Source organism: Stenotrophomonas sp. PS02300 (assembly GCF_029959395.1).
Lineage (GTDB): Bacteria > Pseudomonadota > Gammaproteobacteria > Xanthomonadales > Xanthomonadaceae > Stenotrophomonas > Stenotrophomonas maltophilia_AD.
On the sequence record NZ_JASCOP010000005.1, the window covers coordinates 42,541 to 59,144 of the forward strand.

Annotated in this window: 15 protein-coding genes and 1 pseudogene; 6 read left to right on the forward strand and 10 right to left on the reverse strand. The window is 64.6% G+C overall.

Annotation, left to right across the window (positions count from 1 at the left end):
* Window positions 1-138: 138 nt before the first annotated feature.
* A pseudogene (locus QMX79_RS02510) lies at window positions 139-1,193 on the forward strand (hypothetical protein).
* A gap of 203 nt (window positions 1,194-1,396) precedes the next feature.
* Window positions 1,397-1,888 carry a hypothetical protein gene (locus QMX79_RS02515; protein ID WP_282244051.1) on the forward strand — a complete coding sequence of 164 codons (492 nt, stop codon included), beginning with the start codon at window positions 1,397-1,399 and terminating at the stop codon, window positions 1,886-1,888.
* 18 nt (window positions 1,889-1,906) lie between these two features.
* On the opposite strand, the gene QMX79_RS02520 is transcribed toward QMX79_RS02515, so the two are convergent.
* Window positions 1,907-2,881, reverse strand: a complete 975-nt coding sequence (locus tag QMX79_RS02520) for a polysaccharide deacetylase family protein (RefSeq protein ID WP_282244053.1) — start codon at window positions 2,879-2,881, stop codon at window positions 1,907-1,909.
* A 131-nt stretch (window positions 2,882-3,012) separates the two neighbouring features.
* Here QMX79_RS02520 and QMX79_RS02525 point away from each other — a divergent pair, with 131 nt between their 5' ends.
* Window positions 3,013-3,417 carry a hypothetical protein gene (locus QMX79_RS02525; RefSeq protein ID WP_282244055.1) on the forward strand — a complete coding sequence of 135 codons (405 nt, stop codon included), beginning with the start codon at window positions 3,013-3,015 and terminating at the stop codon, window positions 3,415-3,417.
* Window positions 3,418-3,509: 92 nt separating this feature from the next.
* Window positions 3,510-3,776, forward strand: coding sequence for a hypothetical protein (locus QMX79_RS02530; RefSeq protein ID WP_282244057.1), 267 nt, complete (start codon window positions 3,510-3,512; stop codon window positions 3,774-3,776).
* A gap of 1 nt (window position 3,777) precedes the next feature.
* Here the strand turns inward: QMX79_RS02530 and QMX79_RS02535 are convergent, their stop codons facing one another.
* Window positions 3,778-4,014 (reverse strand): hypothetical protein, encoded by a 237-nt coding sequence (locus QMX79_RS02535; protein ID WP_282244059.1) that lies wholly within the window; start codon window positions 4,012-4,014, stop codon window positions 3,778-3,780.
* Window positions 4,015-4,079: 65 nt separating this feature from the next.
* Window positions 4,080-7,508, reverse strand: coding sequence for a response regulator (locus tag QMX79_RS02540; RefSeq protein WP_282244061.1), 3,429 nt, complete (start codon window positions 7,506-7,508; stop codon window positions 4,080-4,082).
* 175 nt (window positions 7,509-7,683) lie between these two features.
* Between QMX79_RS02540 and QMX79_RS02545 the strand changes: the two genes are divergently transcribed.
* Window positions 7,684-9,792 carry a peptidase domain-containing ABC transporter gene (locus tag QMX79_RS02545; RefSeq protein ID WP_282244063.1) on the forward strand — a complete coding sequence of 703 codons (2,109 nt, stop codon included), beginning with the start codon at window positions 7,684-7,686 and terminating at the stop codon, window positions 9,790-9,792.
* A complete protein-coding gene (locus QMX79_RS02550; protein ID WP_282244065.1) occupies window positions 9,789-11,033 on the forward strand; it encodes an HlyD family secretion protein in 1,245 nt (414 codons plus the stop codon). Before QMX79_RS02545 ends, QMX79_RS02550 begins: the two co-directional genes overlap by 4 nt.
* 374 nt (window positions 11,034-11,407) lie before the next feature.
* On the opposite strand, the gene QMX79_RS02555 is transcribed toward QMX79_RS02550, so the two are convergent.
* The 7 genes from QMX79_RS02555 to QMX79_RS02585 form a co-directional block, all read right to left on the reverse strand.
* Window positions 11,408-11,809: a GFA family protein gene (locus QMX79_RS02555; RefSeq protein ID WP_282244067.1), complete on the reverse strand. Its 402-nt coding sequence runs from the start codon at window positions 11,807-11,809 to the stop codon at window positions 11,408-11,410.
* Window positions 11,810-11,827: 18 nt separating this feature from the next.
* Window positions 11,828-12,040 carry a hypothetical protein gene (locus QMX79_RS02560; protein ID WP_282244069.1) on the reverse strand — a complete coding sequence of 71 codons (213 nt, stop codon included), beginning with the start codon at window positions 12,038-12,040 and terminating at the stop codon, window positions 11,828-11,830.
* A 150-nt stretch (window positions 12,041-12,190) separates the two neighbouring features.
* Window positions 12,191-12,571, reverse strand: a complete 381-nt coding sequence (locus QMX79_RS02565) for a tautomerase family protein (RefSeq protein ID WP_282244071.1) — start codon at window positions 12,569-12,571, stop codon at window positions 12,191-12,193.
* Window positions 12,572-12,671: 100 nt separating this feature from the next.
* On the reverse strand, window positions 12,672-12,992 hold the full coding sequence (locus QMX79_RS02570; RefSeq protein WP_282244073.1) for a SymE family type I addiction module toxin: 321 nt from the start codon (window positions 12,990-12,992) through the stop codon (window positions 12,672-12,674).
* A gap of 320 nt (window positions 12,993-13,312) precedes the next feature.
* Entirely contained in the window at window positions 13,313-14,023 is a 711-nt protein-coding gene (locus QMX79_RS02575) for a 2OG-Fe(II) oxygenase (RefSeq protein ID WP_282244077.1), read from the reverse strand.
* An 89-nt stretch (window positions 14,024-14,112) separates the two neighbouring features.
* A complete protein-coding gene (locus QMX79_RS02580; protein WP_282244079.1) occupies window positions 14,113-15,126 on the reverse strand; it encodes a class 1 fructose-bisphosphatase in 1,014 nt (337 codons plus the stop codon).
* Between the two features lie 155 nt (window positions 15,127-15,281).
* Entirely contained in the window at window positions 15,282-16,484 is a 1,203-nt protein-coding gene (locus QMX79_RS02585) for an amino acid aminotransferase (protein ID WP_282244082.1), read from the reverse strand.
* Window positions 16,485-16,604 lie beyond the last annotated feature (120 nt).

Here is a 16,604-nt window from a genome sequence, read left to right on the forward strand (position 1 = left end):
ACCGCGAGACAGGATATCGCCCTGGCGCCCGCCCGCGCATGCGGGAAGTGAAGACGCAGGTCTCACCGATTTCACCTGCCTTCGCGCAGCCTCTGGGTGCCAGCTGCACACGCAGCATCCAGACGGAGCGCAGTACCGATGAACACCCGCGTTGATTACCCCGATCGAGGCGCCCTCGGGCCCGACATCGCCGTTGTGACTGAAACATCCGTCACGAACCTGCGCCCGAAAGCGCGGTGTCCTGGGGCGCGATCCTGGCAGGTGCCGTCGCCGCCGCCGCGCTGTCGCTCGTCCTGCTGATCCTCGGCGTTGGCCTTGGCCTGTCCTCGGTATCGCCGTGGGCATTTGATGGCGTCTCCAAGGAAACCTTCGGCTGGGGCAGCATCGTCTGGTTGACCTTCACCGCGCTGGCCGCCTCCGGCCTCGGCGGGTACCTGGCCGGCCGCCTGCGCACCAAGTGGACCCGCCTGCACGGCGACGAAACCTACTTCCGCGATACCGCCCATGGCTTCGTCTCCTGGGCTGTCGCTACCCTCCTCACCGCAGGCCTGCTGACCTCGGCTATTGGCGGCGTGCTCGGCACGGGCGTCAAAGCTGTCGGCGCAACCGCAGGCGCTGCAGCGTCCACCGCCGGGATTGCTGCCGCAGGCGCCGGCACCGCTGTCGCAGGTTCGGACCAGGGCGACCTGAACTACTGGGTGGACTCGCTGTTCCGCAATGGCAGCATGCCGGCACCCATGCCCGGCCAGGCGCCGGCCGATCCTGCCGCACCGGTCGATCCGTCGGCGATGGTTCCGGGCGTCGGCCCTGCAAACGTTGCGCCGCCGCGCCCGTTGCCGCCGCAAGGCCCGCGCCCGGGCGGCGACCGCCGTGAAGTGCGCGCCGAGGTGAACCGCATCATCGTCACCAGCCTGCAGTCCGATGGCCTCAACCCGGCAGACAAGCAGTACCTGGCGCAGGTGATCGCCCGCGAGACTGGGATGAGCCAGGCAGAAGCAGAAGCGCGTGTCACCGAGACCCAGACCCGCATGCGTGCTGCGCTGGAAGACGCCAAGAACAAGGCCAAGGAAGTAGCCGACGATGCGCGCAAGGCTACGGCCTACGCGGCGCTGTGGCTGTTCATCACGCTGCTGATCGGTGCCTTCTTCGCCAGCCTCAGCGCCACGTGGGGCGGCCGTCGCCGCGACCTGTAACTTCCCAATCGAACAAGGAGACTTCCCATGAAGACCCTGCTGCTCTGGGCACTCGGCGTACCGATCCCGCTGTTGATCCTCTACGCGATCTTCTTCTGAGCATCGCAACCCTGTAGACCATCAGGCCGCCACTGGGCGGCCTGATGCGTTGCGCAGTAAACTTGCTCTGGAAGTAGAACCCCACAGCGCAAACGGAATGCCTCATGACCACTACCCAAGGGAAGCCGCATCAGCGCGGCGCAACCACCAAGATTCTCATCACGCTGCTTGTTGGCGCCTTGTTCGCCCCGGCAGCGCAGGCGATCGACGCTACGCAATGGCAGGCTGTAGCGCCCGCGATCCAGGCAGCTGTTGAGTGCCGCGCCAAGCCGGATACGACCGCCGCCGCCTGGAAAGCCCTGCCTCGTGACGAATCCGGCGGCATTGAGGCCATCAAGCCACCTGCGCCTTTCACGGTGTTCGGTCTGCCGGTGCAGGAAGTGTCGATCTTCATCGACCCGGACGGCGAGCTGGGTGAGAGCTACACCGCGACCCTCGGTACCAACGCGGCGGCGGTCCGCAAATCCGCAAAGCTCAGCACGGCGGGTGGACGCACGACCACGACGGGTGAGCTCATGCTGAGCGACGGCGGAGCGCCGCAGCTGACCTGCACGGTTGCGGGCACGTACGATGAAAGCGACTATCAGGAAAACTGATCGATAGGCGGGGCGCGACTACTCGCCATCCCGCCCGGCTAGCGTCATCACCCAGCCAGGCACCGTGGGTTCGCCCGCGTAGAACGCCTTCGGCACCTTCTCGGCCATCGCCCAGCGCTGGATCCAGCTCATGCCACTGCCGCCGTTGTAACCGTCGGCATGCTGATAGGCAGGATCCTGCAGCGCCACTTCCAGCGAGATGAAGCGGTAGCCGCGCCGACGGGTGGCGGCTACCAGCTCGCCCACGGAATCGGCATTGAGCGCGTTGGCATGCATCAGCCAGACCTGTGCCGGCAGCCGGCCGAGTAGTTCCTGCGACTTCTGTTCGTAGTAGTCCAGCTTGTTGAGCATGTACGGCACGTAGCCACGACGCAGCTGCTGCATCAGGGCGTCCCGCTTGGCGGGGTCGGTCTCGGTATCGCGCACGTGGTCGTACGCAAAGGCCCAGATCCATTCGCTGTTATCGATCGTGACCGGGGCGATCTCATAGCCGTGCTGCTTCAGGAATGCCGCAAGTTCCGCGCGCGCCTCCGGCGACTGCCCGGCATGCAGGTACGGGTGCCGGAACCAGCGTGGGACCTGCCCGGTTTCGGCCAGCAGCGGGCGCAGGGTGGCTTCACCGCGCAGGATGTCCTGCTCGTAAGCCTCCAGCGGCATCGCATGCAGGTCGACATGCCCGAAGGTGTGATTGCCCAGCTCGAACCCGGCATCACGCCAGTGGCGCAGCATCTGCACGCGCGTGGGTTGCACCTGGCCGCCGACCTCAAGCTTGGCTTCGTTGACGAAGCCCACCACCGGGACGTTGGCCTGCTTCAGCGCGGCAAGCAATCTGGCGTGCTGTGCGGCGAGATCCGGCTCGGCACGTTCACCCAGCCGCTGCCACGGAAGATCGTCGATGGTCAGCGCGATGCGCCGATCCGGTTCGGCCGCATGGGCGATACCCGAAATGCACGCGAGCGCCAGAACGACACACCAAGCCCATCCACTTCGCACCCGCAGCTCCCATCGTAATGGCCGGGCCAGCATAGCGCCGTCTCCGGTTACCCTCAAACGCTGGGCCCAGGTAGCCACTACCTGTTGTGCCCGTGCCGGCGGTATGGTGGCGAGAACTTCCGGAGCTACCCATGAAGACTCCAGGCAAACCAACCTCCCAGACGCGAAATTCAGAATCGGGGAGGCCCTCGGCGTTGTTCGTCGCATTGCGCGATCTACTGTTGGCCCACAAGGATGCGCTGGTGGTCGTGCACGATACCGACGCCCACTTCTACGCCAACTGCAGGGACGCTGACAGCAAGGGCAAGGCGCAGTTCTTCGGAGCGGTGAAAGTCTCTGCCAGAAAGCACGCCTTCCACTTCATGCCGGTCTACGACTTTCCCGAGCTGCTGCTGGGCCTCAGCCCTGCCCTGAAGAAGCGCATGCAGGGGAAATCATGCTTCAACTTTGAGGTAATGGATCCCACGCTGCCGCAGGAGCTCGAGCAGCTGATCGAACACGGAGTTTCCCGTTACAAGAAAGCTGGCAAGCTCTGAGGGAACGGCCAGATCCGCGCAGGCCGTCAATGGGTAGCGGGCCAAGGCGCTTGTCGCAGCATTTGAGAGGCGGAACGGTAAAGCTCTCGTCCATGCTCCCGCCCGACTTCCGATGGATCAAACCCGCCGCCACCGCCTACGACGAAACGGTGATCGCCCATGGCGACACGTGGGTGGTCCACATCTATCAACCCCAGCGAGGCAGGGAATGGGTGGCGATGCTTGATGCGCATCGCGAGCCGGAAGGACGGCGTCTTCGCCGTTGCACCGCCTTTGCCAACGGCAAAACGGGCGCCGAACTATGGGTGCTGCGGGAGCAGGCGCGGCTTCGGTTGGAGGTCCAGCAGCGCCTGGGATGACTCAGCTGCCATCACCGCGGATCTGTCGTGCCTTCGCCCGGCGGAACCACAACCACCCGACAACACCTACCAAGGCGGCGGCGATCAGGTACGGCCCGAAGGTTCCAATAAACCAGCCCACGTACCAACCCAGCTTGTAACCCGCGCTGTAGCCTGCTTCGTGGGACGCGGTATCGGCCGCTGCAGCCAATGGAACAAATACCGAGAGCATGCTCAAACGTTGAAATGCCTTTTTCATGAAGCTCCTTTGTTGTTCACGTTGATCAGCCACAGCTTACACCGTGCTGCGCTTCCCTCTCCGGCTCACGCCATCAGCCACACCCGGATCAGCGACACCAGCTTGTCCACGTCCAGTGGCTTGGCCACGTAGTCGTTTGCACCGGCCTGGATGCATTGCTGCTGGTCATCCGGCATCGCCTTCGCGGTGAGGGCGATGATCGGCAGCTTGCCGAAGCGCCCGTCCTGGCGGATCTCGCGGGTGGCGGTAAGGCCATCCTTGATCGGCATCATGATGTCCATCAGCACCAGCTCGATGGGCGACGGGCCGTCGACGGCGGTGGTCAGCGCATCGATGGCTTCCTGGCCGTTGCGCGCGATGCTCACCTTGCAGCCGTGCGGCTCCAGCACGTTCATCAGCGCATAGATGTTGCGCACGTCATCTTCGACGATCAGCACGCGGCGGCCTTCCAGTGCCGTGTCGCGGTGCTGCGCCGTACGGATCATGCCCTGTTGCGATTCCGGCAGGTCGCTCAACACCTTGTGCAGGAACAGCGTGACCTCATCGAGCAGGCGTTCGGGTGAGCGCGCGCCCTTGATGATGATCGAACTCGAGTACCGCCCCAGCCGCACCTCTTCGGCGGGCGACAGCACCCGGCCGGTGTAGACGATGATCGGCGGCAGCGCGTGCGGACTCTGCTCGCTGAGCAGCTCCAACAGCTCGAAGCCGGAGGCATCGGGCAGGGTCAGGTCCAGCACCATGCAGTCGAACGTGTTCTGGGCCAACGCCTGCAGGCACTCCGACGCCGAGCGCGCGCCGATGGTTTCCACATCGGCCAGCGCCAGCAGCTGGCGCACCGCGTCCAGCTGCACATCGTCATCTTCCACCACCAGCACCAGGCGCGGACGCTGCGAGAGGCGGCGCTCCAGCGAGAGCAGCACATTGCCCAGCTCCTCGCGCGTGGCCGGCTTGCCGAGATAGCCCACCGCACCCAGCGCCAACGCCTTGCGCGAATGGTCCGTCGCCGACACCACGTGGATGGGAATGTGGCGCGTGCGGATGTCGTGCTTGAGCACGTCCAGCACCGACAGGCCGGATTGGTCGGGCAGGCCGATGTCCAGCACGATCGCGTGCGGAAGCTCGGTGCGCGCGGCGGCAAGGGCCTCTGCCGCCGTCTGCGCCACCTGTGCACGGAAGCCCATCTCCACTGCCAGGTCGCTGACGATCTGGCCGAAGGCAGGGTCATCCTCGATGATCAGGATCAGGCCCCGGCCATTGCTGCTGGCCTTGTTGCCTGGGGCGGCCACGGCGCGCGCTTCCAGCGCCATGGCCACACCACCCGCTGGGAATGCCGCGCGTGCAGGCACCATGGCCGGCAGCGCTTCAGGCGCTGCAGGGCGCTCGGTGGTTGCCAGCCGTGTGGCTACCACCAACCGGAAGCAGCTGCCCTTGCCGGGCTCGCTTTCCACCGTGATGTCGCCGCCCAGCAGACGTGCAAGCTCCTGGGAAATGGACAGCCCCAGGCCGGTGCCGCCATAGCGCCGGCTGATCGAACCATCGGCCTGCTGGAAGGCATCGAAAATGCGCGCCTGCTGCTCCGGCGCAATGCCGATGCCGCTGTCGGTCACCGCGAACGCCACCTTGCCGTTGCCGGCCGACGAAACCGACACCGTCACCCCGCCGGTTTCGGTGAACTTCAGTGCGTTCGACAGCAGGTTCTTCAGGATCTGCTCGATGCGCTGGCGATCAGACTCGATCACCACCGGGCAGCCGGCCGTCATCGACACGTCCAGCGTCAGGCCCTTCTCGCTGGCCACCGGGCCAAGCAGTGCCGAGATATCGGTCAGCAGCTTCTCCACGCCGAAGCGTTCGGCGTGCACCTCGATGTGCCCGGCTTCAATCTTGGACAGGTCCAGGATCTCGTTGATGAGGTTGAGCAGGTCGGTGCCGGAAGAGTGGATGGTGCGCGCGAACTTCACCTGCTCCGCGCTCAGGTTGCCGTCGCGGTTGTCGCCCAGCAGCTTGGAAAGAATGAGCGCAGAGTTGAGCGGCGTGCGCAGCTCGTGCGACATGTTGGCCAGGAACTCGGACTTGTACTGGCTCGCGCGCTGCACCTTGTCCGCCTCGGCCACGATGGCCGCGTTGGCCCGCGCGAGCTTGTCGCGCTCGTTCTCCAACTGCTGCGACTGGTCGAACAGCTGGTTGTTGGTCTGCTCCAGCTCGGCCTGCTGCTCTTCCAGCTCGTGCTGGGAACCGCGCAGTGCCCGGCTCTGCTCCTCCAGTTCCTCGTTGGAGACCCGAAGTTCCTCGCTCTGCACCTGCAGCGCTTCGGTCTGCCGCTGGGTCTGCGCCAACAGCTCGGACAGCTTGGCCCGGTAGGCTGCCGAGCGCAGCGCCACCGCCATGTCGCCGGAGGCCAGCTGGAGCAGTTCCACCACCTCGGCCGGAACCGCACCAAAGAAGCCCAGCTCGATCACCCCGCTCACCTCACCCTCGTGGATGCCTGGAGCGATGACCAAGTGGCGCGGCTGCGCCTGCCCCAGCCCGGAGCCGACCGTGAAGTAGCCCGGCGGTACATCCGACACCACCAGCACGCGCTTCTCGTCCACCGCGCGGCCGAGCAGGCTGCCGCTGTCGCGCAGCTGGTCGGTGCCGTCCGGGGCGGAAGCGGTGCCCACCGCACCGATCTGCCGGAAGCCGTTGTCCTCCGGCACGAACAGCATGCCGGCCTGTGCACCGGTGAAGCCCGCCAGGAAGCCCAGGCTGGCACGCGCCAGAGAACCGCTGTCCAGGTCGCCGCCGGTGGCCGTGGTGAGCTCCAGCCGGCCGCGCTGCAGCCAGGCATCGCGCTCGCGGGCGCGGGTATGGCGGCGCAGCAGGATGGCGATGAAGATCGTCAGCACGATGCCCAGCACCGCACTGGCCGCGCCCGAGCTCAGCGCCGTGTTGTAGGCCGATTCCATCTCCGCCAGGCGGCGGGCGCGCTTGTCCAGCTCGATGGCGCCCATCGAGGCCAGCCGCGCACGGATGTCATCCATGGCTGCCTTGCCACGGTTGGACCCCACCACTGCCAGGGTGGGCTCCAGGCCCTGGGTGCGGCGCACCTCGATGGTTTCATGCAGCTCGTCCAGCTTGTCCTGGACCCGCCGCCCCAGCAGCTTCAGCCGGTCCACCTGGGCCGGGTCATCGGCCAAGGCCTTTTCCACGGTCTCCAGCCGGGTGCTGGCCACACCCAAGGCCGTGCGATACGGCTCCAGGTAGCTGTCATCGCCGGTGAGCAGATAGCCGCGCTGGCCGGTTTCGGCATCCTGCACCGCAGAGAGCACATCGCCCAGGGCGGTCATCGTCTCCTGGGAGCGGATCACCAGGGCGTTGCCCTCGCGGATGGTGCGGATGTTCTTGCCGGCCAGGAACCCGCTGCCGAGGAAGAACAGCATCACCGCCAGCAGCGGCCAAAGCGTGCGGAAGCCGGCTCCGGCCTGGGTGGCAACGCTGGGTTTGGGCGTGGTGGGCATGGGCTGGCGGGAGGATGGGTGCAACCGTGCAGACTAGCATGCCCACCGACCGGGTACGGATGCCCGCAGGAAGGCGGAAACCTGTCCATCCGGGCGCAGTCAGAAGAATCTGATACACACCCTCGGGGAATTCCACTAGCATCCGCATGATTGAACGTGGTGTAGACGACGGCGCATGGAAGCGGTAGTTCAATCGGAGGCGGCAGAGTGTGGTTTGGCGTGCCTGGCAATGGTTGCCTCCGCGCATGGCAACCGTATGGGAATCCGTGAGCTGCGGAGGCGCCACTCGCTCTCGCTGAAGGGTGCCACCCTCGGCCAGATCATGGGTATCGCCGAAAGGATGCACTTCATGTGCCGGCCGCTGAGGTTGGACATGGAACACCTCGCGGAGCTGCAGCTGCCCTGCATCCTGCATTGGGACCTCAATCATTTCGTCGTGCTTGCACGCGTCGGCAAGCGCGGCGTAACCGTGTTCGATCCGGCCATCGGCAAGCGGTCATTGACGCTGCAGGAGGTCTCGCGGCATTTCACGGGCGTGGCATTGGAACTCACGCCTGGGGCGGACTTCAGGCAGGCGCCACCGGCACCGGCCATCGGCATCTCACAGCTGACGGGCAGGATCAGCGGGCTGTGGCGCTCGGTTGCACTCATCCTGCTGTTGTCCATTGCATTGCAGGTCTTCGTGCTGCTGGCGCCATTCTTCATGCAATGGATCGTCGACCACGTTCTCATTGCTGCCGATCGGGACCTGTTGACCGTACTCGGCATCGGATTCCTGTTGGTGCTGGTACTGCAGGTAGGCATAGGCCAGCTGAGAGGATGGGCGGTCATCCACCTCTCCAGCCGCTTGGGCCTGCAGTGGACAGGCAACGTTTTCAGCCACCTGCTCAAACTTCCGTTGGACTTCTTCGAGAAGCGCCACCTGGGCGACATCACCTCCCGGATGGGCAGCGTGCAGGCCATACAGCGCACCCTGACCACCAGCTTCATGGAGGCGCTCATCGATGGCCTCATGGCGGTGGTGACTCTGGCGATGATGCTTCTGTACAGCTGGAAGCTGGCGCTGGTTACGTTGCTGGCCGTCGCCCTGTACATGGCCAGCCGCGCCATGGCATTCCGCGCGCTGCGAAGCGGAACCGAGCAGCAACTGGTTGCAGCGGCACGCCAGCAAAGTCATCTGCTTGAATCAATCCGGGGCGCCCAATCCATCAAGGTGGCTGGGCGGGAACCGCTGCGGCGATCGGGCTACTTCAACCTGCTGAACGACACCGTCAATCGTGAGGTCGTGCTCTCACGTTTCGGTCTGGTGTTCAGTGGTGCCAACCAACTGATCTTTGGCGTGGAGCGCGTTGCCGTGATCTGGATCGGGGCGGTGCTCGCGATGCAGAACGTGTTCTCCGTGGGCATGCTCATCGCTTACCTCGCGTACAAGGATCAGTTCGCGCAGCGTGTTGGCGGCCTGGTAGACAAATGGGTGGAGTTCCGCATGCTGCGGCTGCACTGCGAGAGGTTGTCGGACATTGTTCTGGCTGCGCCCGAAGCCACGCAGACGGGCCATGCTGCCGCCGTCCCGGAAAGCCTCCGCATTGAAGTTGAGGGATTGGGCTTCCGCTATGCCGCTGACGAGCCTTGGGTGATCCGCAACCTGTCGCTGGTAATCGAGCAGGGCGAGTCCGTCGCCATCGTAGGATCCTCGGGCTGCGGAAAGACCACGCTTGTGAAGCTGATGCTTGGCCTGCTGGTGCCCACCGAGGGCGAGATCCGCGTGGGTGGCATGCCGCTCGGGAAGATCGGCATGGAAAACTACAGGCAGCTGCTCGGCGCGGTGATGCAGGATGACCAGCTCTTCGCGGGAAGCATCAGCGAGAACATCGCGTTCCAGGACGAGGGTGTGGACGAAGATCGGGCGCAGGCCGCAGCGAAGCTGGCAGCCGTGCACCAGGACATCGCGACGATGCCCATGGGCTACAACAGCCTCATCGGCGACATGGGAACCACCCTGTCCGGCGGCCAGAAGCAGCGGGTGATCCTGGCGCGCGCGCTCTATCGCCAGCCCAGCCTGCTGTTCCTTGACGAGGCGACCAGCCACCTGGATGTGGAGTGCGAGCGTCTCGTCAGCGATGCTGTGCGTAAGCTCGACCTGACGCGCGTCATCATTGCGCACCGTCCCGAGACGATTGCCAGTGCGGACCGGATCCTGGTGATGCATGGCGGCGCAATCGTCCAGGAGCTGCGGCCGCCGGCGCCCAGAATCGAGGACGCTGGCGAGGTTGAACTCGCATGAGCGGACTGTTCCGGCAGGAAGTTCTTGATGAAAAGCGAAGCAGTTGGCTGGGGGAGATATCCCTGGCCCAACCGCTTCGGCTGTGGGTGCTGGCCGGCTTCGGCGCGCTTTCGGCGGCACTGATCGTTGGCTTCATCGTTTTCGGCGACTACTCGCGGCGCTCACGCGTCTCCGGCGAGCTGGTACCCGACCTGGGCTTGTCTACCGTGATGGCGCCCGCTGCGGGGGTGGTGGCCGCGCTCGAAGTGGATGAGGGCGACCGCGTGCAGCGGAAGGCCCCCATGCTGCTGATCAGCGTGCCGCGCGTGACTGCGGCAGGTGAAGACACACTGGAGGCGCTGCGCCAAGGCCTGGATACCCGCTTGAAGAGCCTGGGTTCCCAGCGTGACTCCCAGGACCAACAGTTCAAGGTGCAGCAGATCGGCCTGGAGAAGCAGCGCGACGCCATGCGCCGAGAGCTGCGCCAGATTGACGATGAGGTGGCAACACGAGGCGAGCAGGTCAGGCTCGCCAAAGAGACCGTGGAGCGGTACCGGCAGGTGTCAGACAAGGGGTATGTGAGCCTTGTCCAGCTGAACCAGCAGGAGCAGGGCATGCTGGATCTGCTGAACGCCCAGCAGACGCTGCAGCGGCAGGCGACCTCCATTCGCCGCAACCTGGCGCAGCTGGATCAATCCATCGCGGAGATTCCCCAGCAGCGGCGCTCGGCGCAGGCCACGTCCGCACGCGCCATCGCGGAGCTTGGCGACGAGACGGTACAGGTGGAATCCAACGGGGAGATGTCGCTGAGGGCACCGGTCACTGGGCTCGTGGCGAGCAGGCTGGTGGAGGTAGGCCAAGCGGTGCAGGCGGGCCAGCCCATGCTGAGCCTGCTCCCCGATGGATCCGCACTGCGCGCGCAGTTGTTGATTCCGAGTGCCGCCATCGGGTTCGTGAAGCCAGGTGATCGCGTGCTGCTGCGCTACCGGGCATACCCCTATCAGAAGTTCGGCAGCCACGAAGGCCGCGTGATTCGGGTCTCGCGCAGTGCGGTTCCTACTCAATCGAACCAAGGGCAGGCGGCAGAGCCTGTCTATCGAGTCCTGGTATCACTCAACAGCCAATCCGTCCTGGCCTACGGGGTCGCCGAACCATTGAGGCCAGGGATGATCGTGGATGCGGACATCATGGGCGAGAAGCGGCGCATCTACGAGTGGATCCTGGAGCCGCTGTACTCGGTGACGGGAAAGATCGGCGGCTGAGTGCGCGTATACCAAGCAAACCGTTAGGGTTTGCTACTGCCACCGTCGCGCGGCCCAAGCAACGCCATCGATGCGGCCACCATAGCTACCGCAACAGCAAGAGCGAATGGGTAGGGCACCCCTGCCGTAGAAAACAGGAACACCGTACACGCCCCCACAATGCCCATACCAGCGCCCAACAGCACAGCCTTCTTGTAAACGTTCATGAGCCTTGCCGCCTCCGAGCGGATGCATCGAGGCCACGTCGTGCGCAACTTGCTTGGAACTCAAGATCCTGACGAAAAAGTCCCTTATCAAAGCTCAACATGTTGTTCTTCCATCGTACGTATCGCAGAAACGTTATCTCTCGAGAGTGCGCCACGCTGAACAGCAAGTCAGCCCACCATGTCGGCCGGATGGTGAACTCCATCCTCCACGGGAACGTAGGGTATGGCGAAGGGGTTGATGCCTTCCAGACACCCGACGTTGAACCCGTACTGATGAGGATTCGAGCGGCGTTGGTGATGGGTGTAGATGCCGCAGATGCCGCAGAAGTAGTGCTTGGCCGTGTGGGTGTTGAACTCGTAGAGCTTGAGGTGTTCTTCACCCTTTACCAAACGAAGCCCGGACAGGAGCACCGAAGCCACAACTGCTCCCTTGCGACGGCAGATCGAACAGTCGCACCGCCGTGGGCTCTCAATGCCATTGGGCAGGTCAAGCTCCAGCTCCACGGCGCCGCAGTGGCACGTGGCGCGGTGCTTGGGCTGGATGGGGACGCCGCCGACTTCCTTCAGCATGTGCAGTTCTCCTTCACTCTAGCCAAATCCAATCTGGTGCGCGGACCGCATCCACGTCGCATCCACCGGGCCATTGAATCCCACCACGGCATCCACGCCGCAACGCGGGCAGAGTGCAGTCTGGTCCTGATCGTCGCCATCGCACCACGCTTCGACGGCGCTGGGCGGAAACTCCGAAAAGCAGTAGTAGCAAGCGGCCACATCGCTCGCCAGCAACTGCTTGCGGTGCATGGATGACTCGCAGGTTCTTCCCACTGCCCTACTCCCCAGGTTCAGACCGGATTGCCTACGTGGCGAACGTTAGCACCCACAAAGGGCCGTTGTAGCGTGTGCGATCTACCGGCGAGATTGATGCGCTGGGTGCAGTCTTCAGTGGGTGGCTCACATCGCATACTGCGCGAGCCCATTTCCGAACGACCAGTTCTCACGCTTCACCTCCACCAGATTGATGAAGACATCCTCAGGGCGAACGCCCACCGCGTCGTGCAGGCCATGGGCGACAGCGGTGTAGAAGGCTTTCTTCTGCTCCAGGGTGCGGCCCTCGTTCCAGGTGACCTGGATGCAGATGAAGTCATCGGTGCGCGCAATGCCCAGGTAGCCGGGGTCGTAGATGAGCCCATCCGGTTCGTGCTCCTGGATGATCTGGAAGCGATCATCCTTCGGCACGCCGATGCTGAGCATGGCGTCGTACACCACCTGGCCAACCTGCTGCCGGTAGGCGGCGGTCTTGCCTTTGCGGAGGTCAATGCGGGCCAGGGGCATGGCGGACTCCTCGCGGATATGGGTGCCTGGCAATGGAAGCACATGGGCGGGTGCGGTGCCACTACATGGCGCTGCGTGGTGGCCCGCCCAGCCTCGATCCTCAGCGGTCCTTTACTTGCGCGCGCCACGTGATGGGCTTGTCTGTCGCCGTGGCCTGGGGTTTGAACTGGCCGTCGTTCCACAGCGGCCTGACGGTGATCTGGCCGTGGACTACTTCGATCCTGATATGGACACCCACTTCAAAGCCGAACCTGCGCAGCCAGGTGCCCCGCAGCATGACAAAGGGGACTGGGCCAAAGTGATCGCGGTCCCGCTCGGAGATCTGCGGCACGGCACGTACGTTGTTGATCTGGCTGTACTGCATCCACCGCTCGCGCGGGACGCGTTGGTCTTCAGTCGGCTGGGCCGGGTCGCTCTTCATGGTTTGCCTCCAAACGGGGAATGGCCCTCGCCGGTTAAGGCGAGGGCGTCGGGAGGTCAAAAACCGTGCATAACCAGACGGCGGGCGTATTCCCCTGTGAAGGGTCTTGTATTAACCACCCTCCCGACATGGGGCATCCACTATTTTCGGTTATGCGGAGTTTTTGAGCTCCGGCACCCACCTTGCAGACGTCGGCTGCGGAACACAAAACGATTGTTTCTGTTGAATTTTCGATTTCAGTAGGCACAGCCTACTGATTGACGCGTCCAGCCCGTTGCAGCATTCCGAATGCTGTTTCTGTGTGAACCACCCCACAGATCTCACCCACCCCCGTACAACTTCTCCGCGCTCTGGAACAGGATCCAGCTTGTCGCAATGAACTTGTCCCCACCCTGCGGGCGGTTGCCCCGGTGGGTATGGGTGAAGGCGGTCGGCGCAATCAACAGGCTCCCGGTACGCGGCGCCACCTTCCGGTCCTGGAACAGGAACTCGGTCTCGCCCGCCTCGAACTCGTCGTTGAGGTACAGCGTCCACAGCAGGTGCCGGTGCAGGGTTTCCCCTGCCGGGTCGCGCGGGTACAGCTCGCAGTGCCAATAGGGGTAACCGCCCTCACCTGCCGCATACCACTGCAGGTTGATGGCGCCCGGACGCAGGCACGTACGGGCCAGTCCGGACAGCGCGTTGTCGTCCATGCCGGGAAAATCTTCGGCTTTCAGGCGGCGCGCGGTGCCATCGTTGTCTTGGACCTGCAACATGAGCGGGGAGATCAGCGCCTGTGGATAACGGCGTAGATAACTCAAAACGCCGCTGAATACTGCCTGTTGCAGCTGTATTTCGACCTGGCGCCACTCCGGGCGCCCACTTATGCGCAGATCCTTGCTGTGCTTGAGTTCCGGGAACACGCCGCTGCCTACTTCGCCCGGCTGGAGCTGGGCGCTGGCACGCATTTGCGCCTGAATTGCGGCACAGGTCTCAATTGGGATGGCGTTGTGGATTACTTCAATGAAGTCGAGCGGGGTTTCGGCCTGCATGGGGTCATCCGTGGGCGTTTGAGCCCGATGTTGACCTGTGTTGGTGCAGGTGTCACCCCGTTGCCACATGCAACGGGGTGATGTGAGCGTCAGCCCTGGGCGTCGTGCTCGCGGTGGTAGCGGGTGGCTTCAGCCACTTCATTGCGCGAGCCGAGGAACACCGGCACGCGCTGGTGCAGGTGGTCGGGCTGGATGTCCAGGATGCGCTCGCGGCCGGTGGTGGCGGCGCCGCCGGCCTGCTCCACCAGCAGGCCCATGGGGTTGGCTTCGTACATCAGGCGCAGCTTGCCGGCCTTGCTGGGGTCCTTCTTGTCCCACGGGTAGATGAAGATGCCGCCGCGGGTAAGGATGCGGTGCACGTCGGCCACCATGCTGGCGATCCAGCGCATGTTGAAGTTCTTGCCGCGCGCGCCTTCCTTGCCGGCCAGCAGGTCCTGCACGTAACCCTGCATCGGGGTCTCCCAATGGCGCTGGTTGGACATGTTGATGGCAAATTCCTGGGTGTCTTCGGGAATCGTCATGCCGCGCTGGGTGAGCACGAATTCGCCGGTTTCACGGTCCAGGGTGAAGGAGTGGGTGCCGTGGCCGGTGGTGAGCACCATCTGCGTGCTGGGGCCGTAGATGCAGTAGCCCGCCGCGATCTGGGCGGTGCCCGGCTGCAGGAAGCTCTCGTCGGTGGGCTGTTCGGTGCCCGCCGGGCTGCGCAGCACCGAGAAGATGGTGCCGACCGAGACGTTCACGTCGATGTTGGAGCTGCCATCGAGGGGATCGAACAGCAGCAGGAAGTCGCCGCGCGGGTAGGTGTCCGGTACGGGCTGGCAGTGGTCCATTTCCTCGGAGGCGCAGGCGGCGAGGTGGCCGCCCCAGGCATTGGCTTCGAGCAGGATCTCGTTGCTGATCACGTCGAGCTTCTTCTGCGCTTCGCCCTGCACGTTGCCGGTGCCGGCGTCGCCGAGCACACCGCCCAGCGCGCCCTTGCTGACCGCGATGGAGATGTTGGTGCAGGCGCGGCCAACCACTGCGATGAGCTGGCGCAGGTCGGCGTTGATGCGGCCTGCGTGCTGCTCTTCAATCAGGTACCGGGTAAGCGACGTACGGGACATGGAATGGCTGCCAAAGACATTTCGGGGGCCGTATTGTGGCCCGTTCGGCAGGGCATTACGAGGCAACCGGGACACGTAACCGGTTTCAACCTGCAGGCACGAAAAGAAAAACGGCCGCACGTGGCGGCCGTTCTTCATTTCATCGTTGCAGAGGCTCAGCCCTTGGCAACGGTCGACACGGCCTTGGCCACGTACTCCAGGTTGCCCTGGTTCAGCGCGGCCACGCAGATGCGACCGGTGCCGACGGCGTAGATGCCGTACTCATCGCGCAGGCGGTCCACCTGCGCGCGGCTCAGGCCGGAGTACGAGAACATGCCGGCCTGGTCGTTGATGAAGGCGAACTCCGGCGCACCGGCGGCCACCAGCTTGTCCACCAGGCCGTGGCGCAGGGCGTGGATGCGCTCGCGCATCTCGGTCAGCTCCTGCTCCCACAGCTGGCGCAGCTCGGGGCTGGTCAGCACGCCGGCCACCAGGGCCGCGCCGTGGCTGGAGGGGCTGGAGTAGATGGTGCGGATGATGCGCTTGACCTGCGACTGCACGGCCTTGGCGGCGTTCGCATCCGGGGCCACCACCGACAACGCGCCCACGCGCTCGCCATACAGCGAGAACGACTTGGAGTACGAGTTGGCGACCACGAAGCTGTCGATGCCGGCTTCGGCGATGATGCGCACGGCGGCGCCATCTTCGTCGATGCCCTTGTCGAAGCCCTGGTAGGCCATGTCGATGAACGGGAACAGCTGGCGTTCCTTCAGCAGCTCGGCCACCTGCTTCCACTGGGCCACGGTGAGGTCGGCGCCGGTGGGGTTGTGGCAGCAGGCGTGCAGCAGCACGACGGTGCCCGGCTGCAGCTTGCCCAGGTCAGCCAGCATGCCGGCGAAATCCACGCCGTGGGTGGCCGGGTCGAAGTAGGCGTACTCGACCACGTCAAAGCCGGCGGCGCCGAACACCGCGCGGTGGTTTTCCCAGCTCGGGTTGCTGATGGCGATGGTGGCGTGCGGCAGCAGGCGGTGCAGCAGGTCCGCGCCAACGCGCAGGGCACCGCTGCCACCGATGGTCTGCGAGGTGGCCACGCGGCCGGCGGCCAGCAGCGGCGAATCTTTGCCGAAGACCAGTTCGCGGGTGGCCTGGGTGTAGGCAGGCAGGCCGTCGATCGGCAGGTAGCCGCGCGGTTTGGCTTCGGCAGCCAGCTGCTGCTCGATCTGCTTCACGGCGCGAAGCAGCGGAATGCGGCCGCTTTCGTCGTAATAGATGCCCACGCCCAGGTTGACCTTGGTGGGGCGGCTGTCGGCGTTGTACGCCTCGGTCAGGCCCAGGATCGGGTCGCCCGGGACCAGTTCCACATTTGCAAAGAAGGACACGGCGGTACTCATTCGGATGACGGAGGGGGGAGGTTGGCGCGATCAGGTTTGCGGCAGAATCAGCCGAAACCAAGCCATCGTAACAAAGCCTTGGCATGGGCGCGGCGCCTGCCGTCACGA

Excerpts from the sequence above, each read along its gene's own strand:
- QMX79_RS02570 (WP_282244073.1), bottom strand. The coding sequence starts at position 12,992 with ATGAAGAGCGACCCGGCCCAGCCGACTGAAGACCAACGCGTCCCGCGC.
- QMX79_RS02545 (WP_282244063.1), top strand. The coding sequence starts at position 7,684 with ATGGAAGCGGTAGTTCAATCGGAGGCGGCAGAGTGTGGTTTGGCGTGC.
- QMX79_RS02530 (WP_282244057.1), top strand. The coding sequence starts at position 3,510 with ATGCTCCCGCCCGACTTCCGATGGATCAAACCCGCCGCCACCGCCTAC.
- QMX79_RS02550 (WP_282244065.1), top strand. The coding sequence starts at position 9,789 with ATGAGCGGACTGTTCCGGCAGGAAGTTCTTGATGAAAAGCGAAGCAGT.
- QMX79_RS02540 (WP_282244061.1), bottom strand. The coding sequence starts at position 7,508 with ATGCCCACCACGCCCAAACCCAGCGTTGCCACCCAGGCCGGAGCCGGC.
- QMX79_RS02515 (WP_282244051.1), top strand. The coding sequence starts at position 1,397 with ATGACCACTACCCAAGGGAAGCCGCATCAGCGCGGCGCAACCACCAAG.
- QMX79_RS02535 (WP_282244059.1), bottom strand. The coding sequence starts at position 4,014 with ATGAAAAAGGCATTTCAACGTTTGAGCATGCTCTCGGTATTTGTTCCA.
- QMX79_RS02565 (WP_282244071.1), bottom strand. The coding sequence starts at position 12,571 with ATGCCCCTGGCCCGCATTGACCTCCGCAAAGGCAAGACCGCCGCCTAC.
- QMX79_RS02555 (WP_282244067.1), bottom strand. The coding sequence starts at position 11,809 with ATGCTGAAGGAAGTCGGCGGCGTCCCCATCCAGCCCAAGCACCGCGCC.
- QMX79_RS02575 (WP_282244077.1), bottom strand. The coding sequence starts at position 14,023 with ATGCAGGCCGAAACCCCGCTCGACTTCATTGAAGTAATCCACAACGCC.
- QMX79_RS02580 (WP_282244079.1), bottom strand. The coding sequence starts at position 15,126 with ATGTCCCGTACGTCGCTTACCCGGTACCTGATTGAAGAGCAGCACGCA.
- QMX79_RS02560 (WP_282244069.1), bottom strand. The coding sequence starts at position 12,040 with ATGCACCGCAAGCAGTTGCTGGCGAGCGATGTGGCCGCTTGCTACTAC.
- QMX79_RS02525 (WP_282244055.1), top strand. The coding sequence starts at position 3,013 with ATGAAGACTCCAGGCAAACCAACCTCCCAGACGCGAAATTCAGAATCG.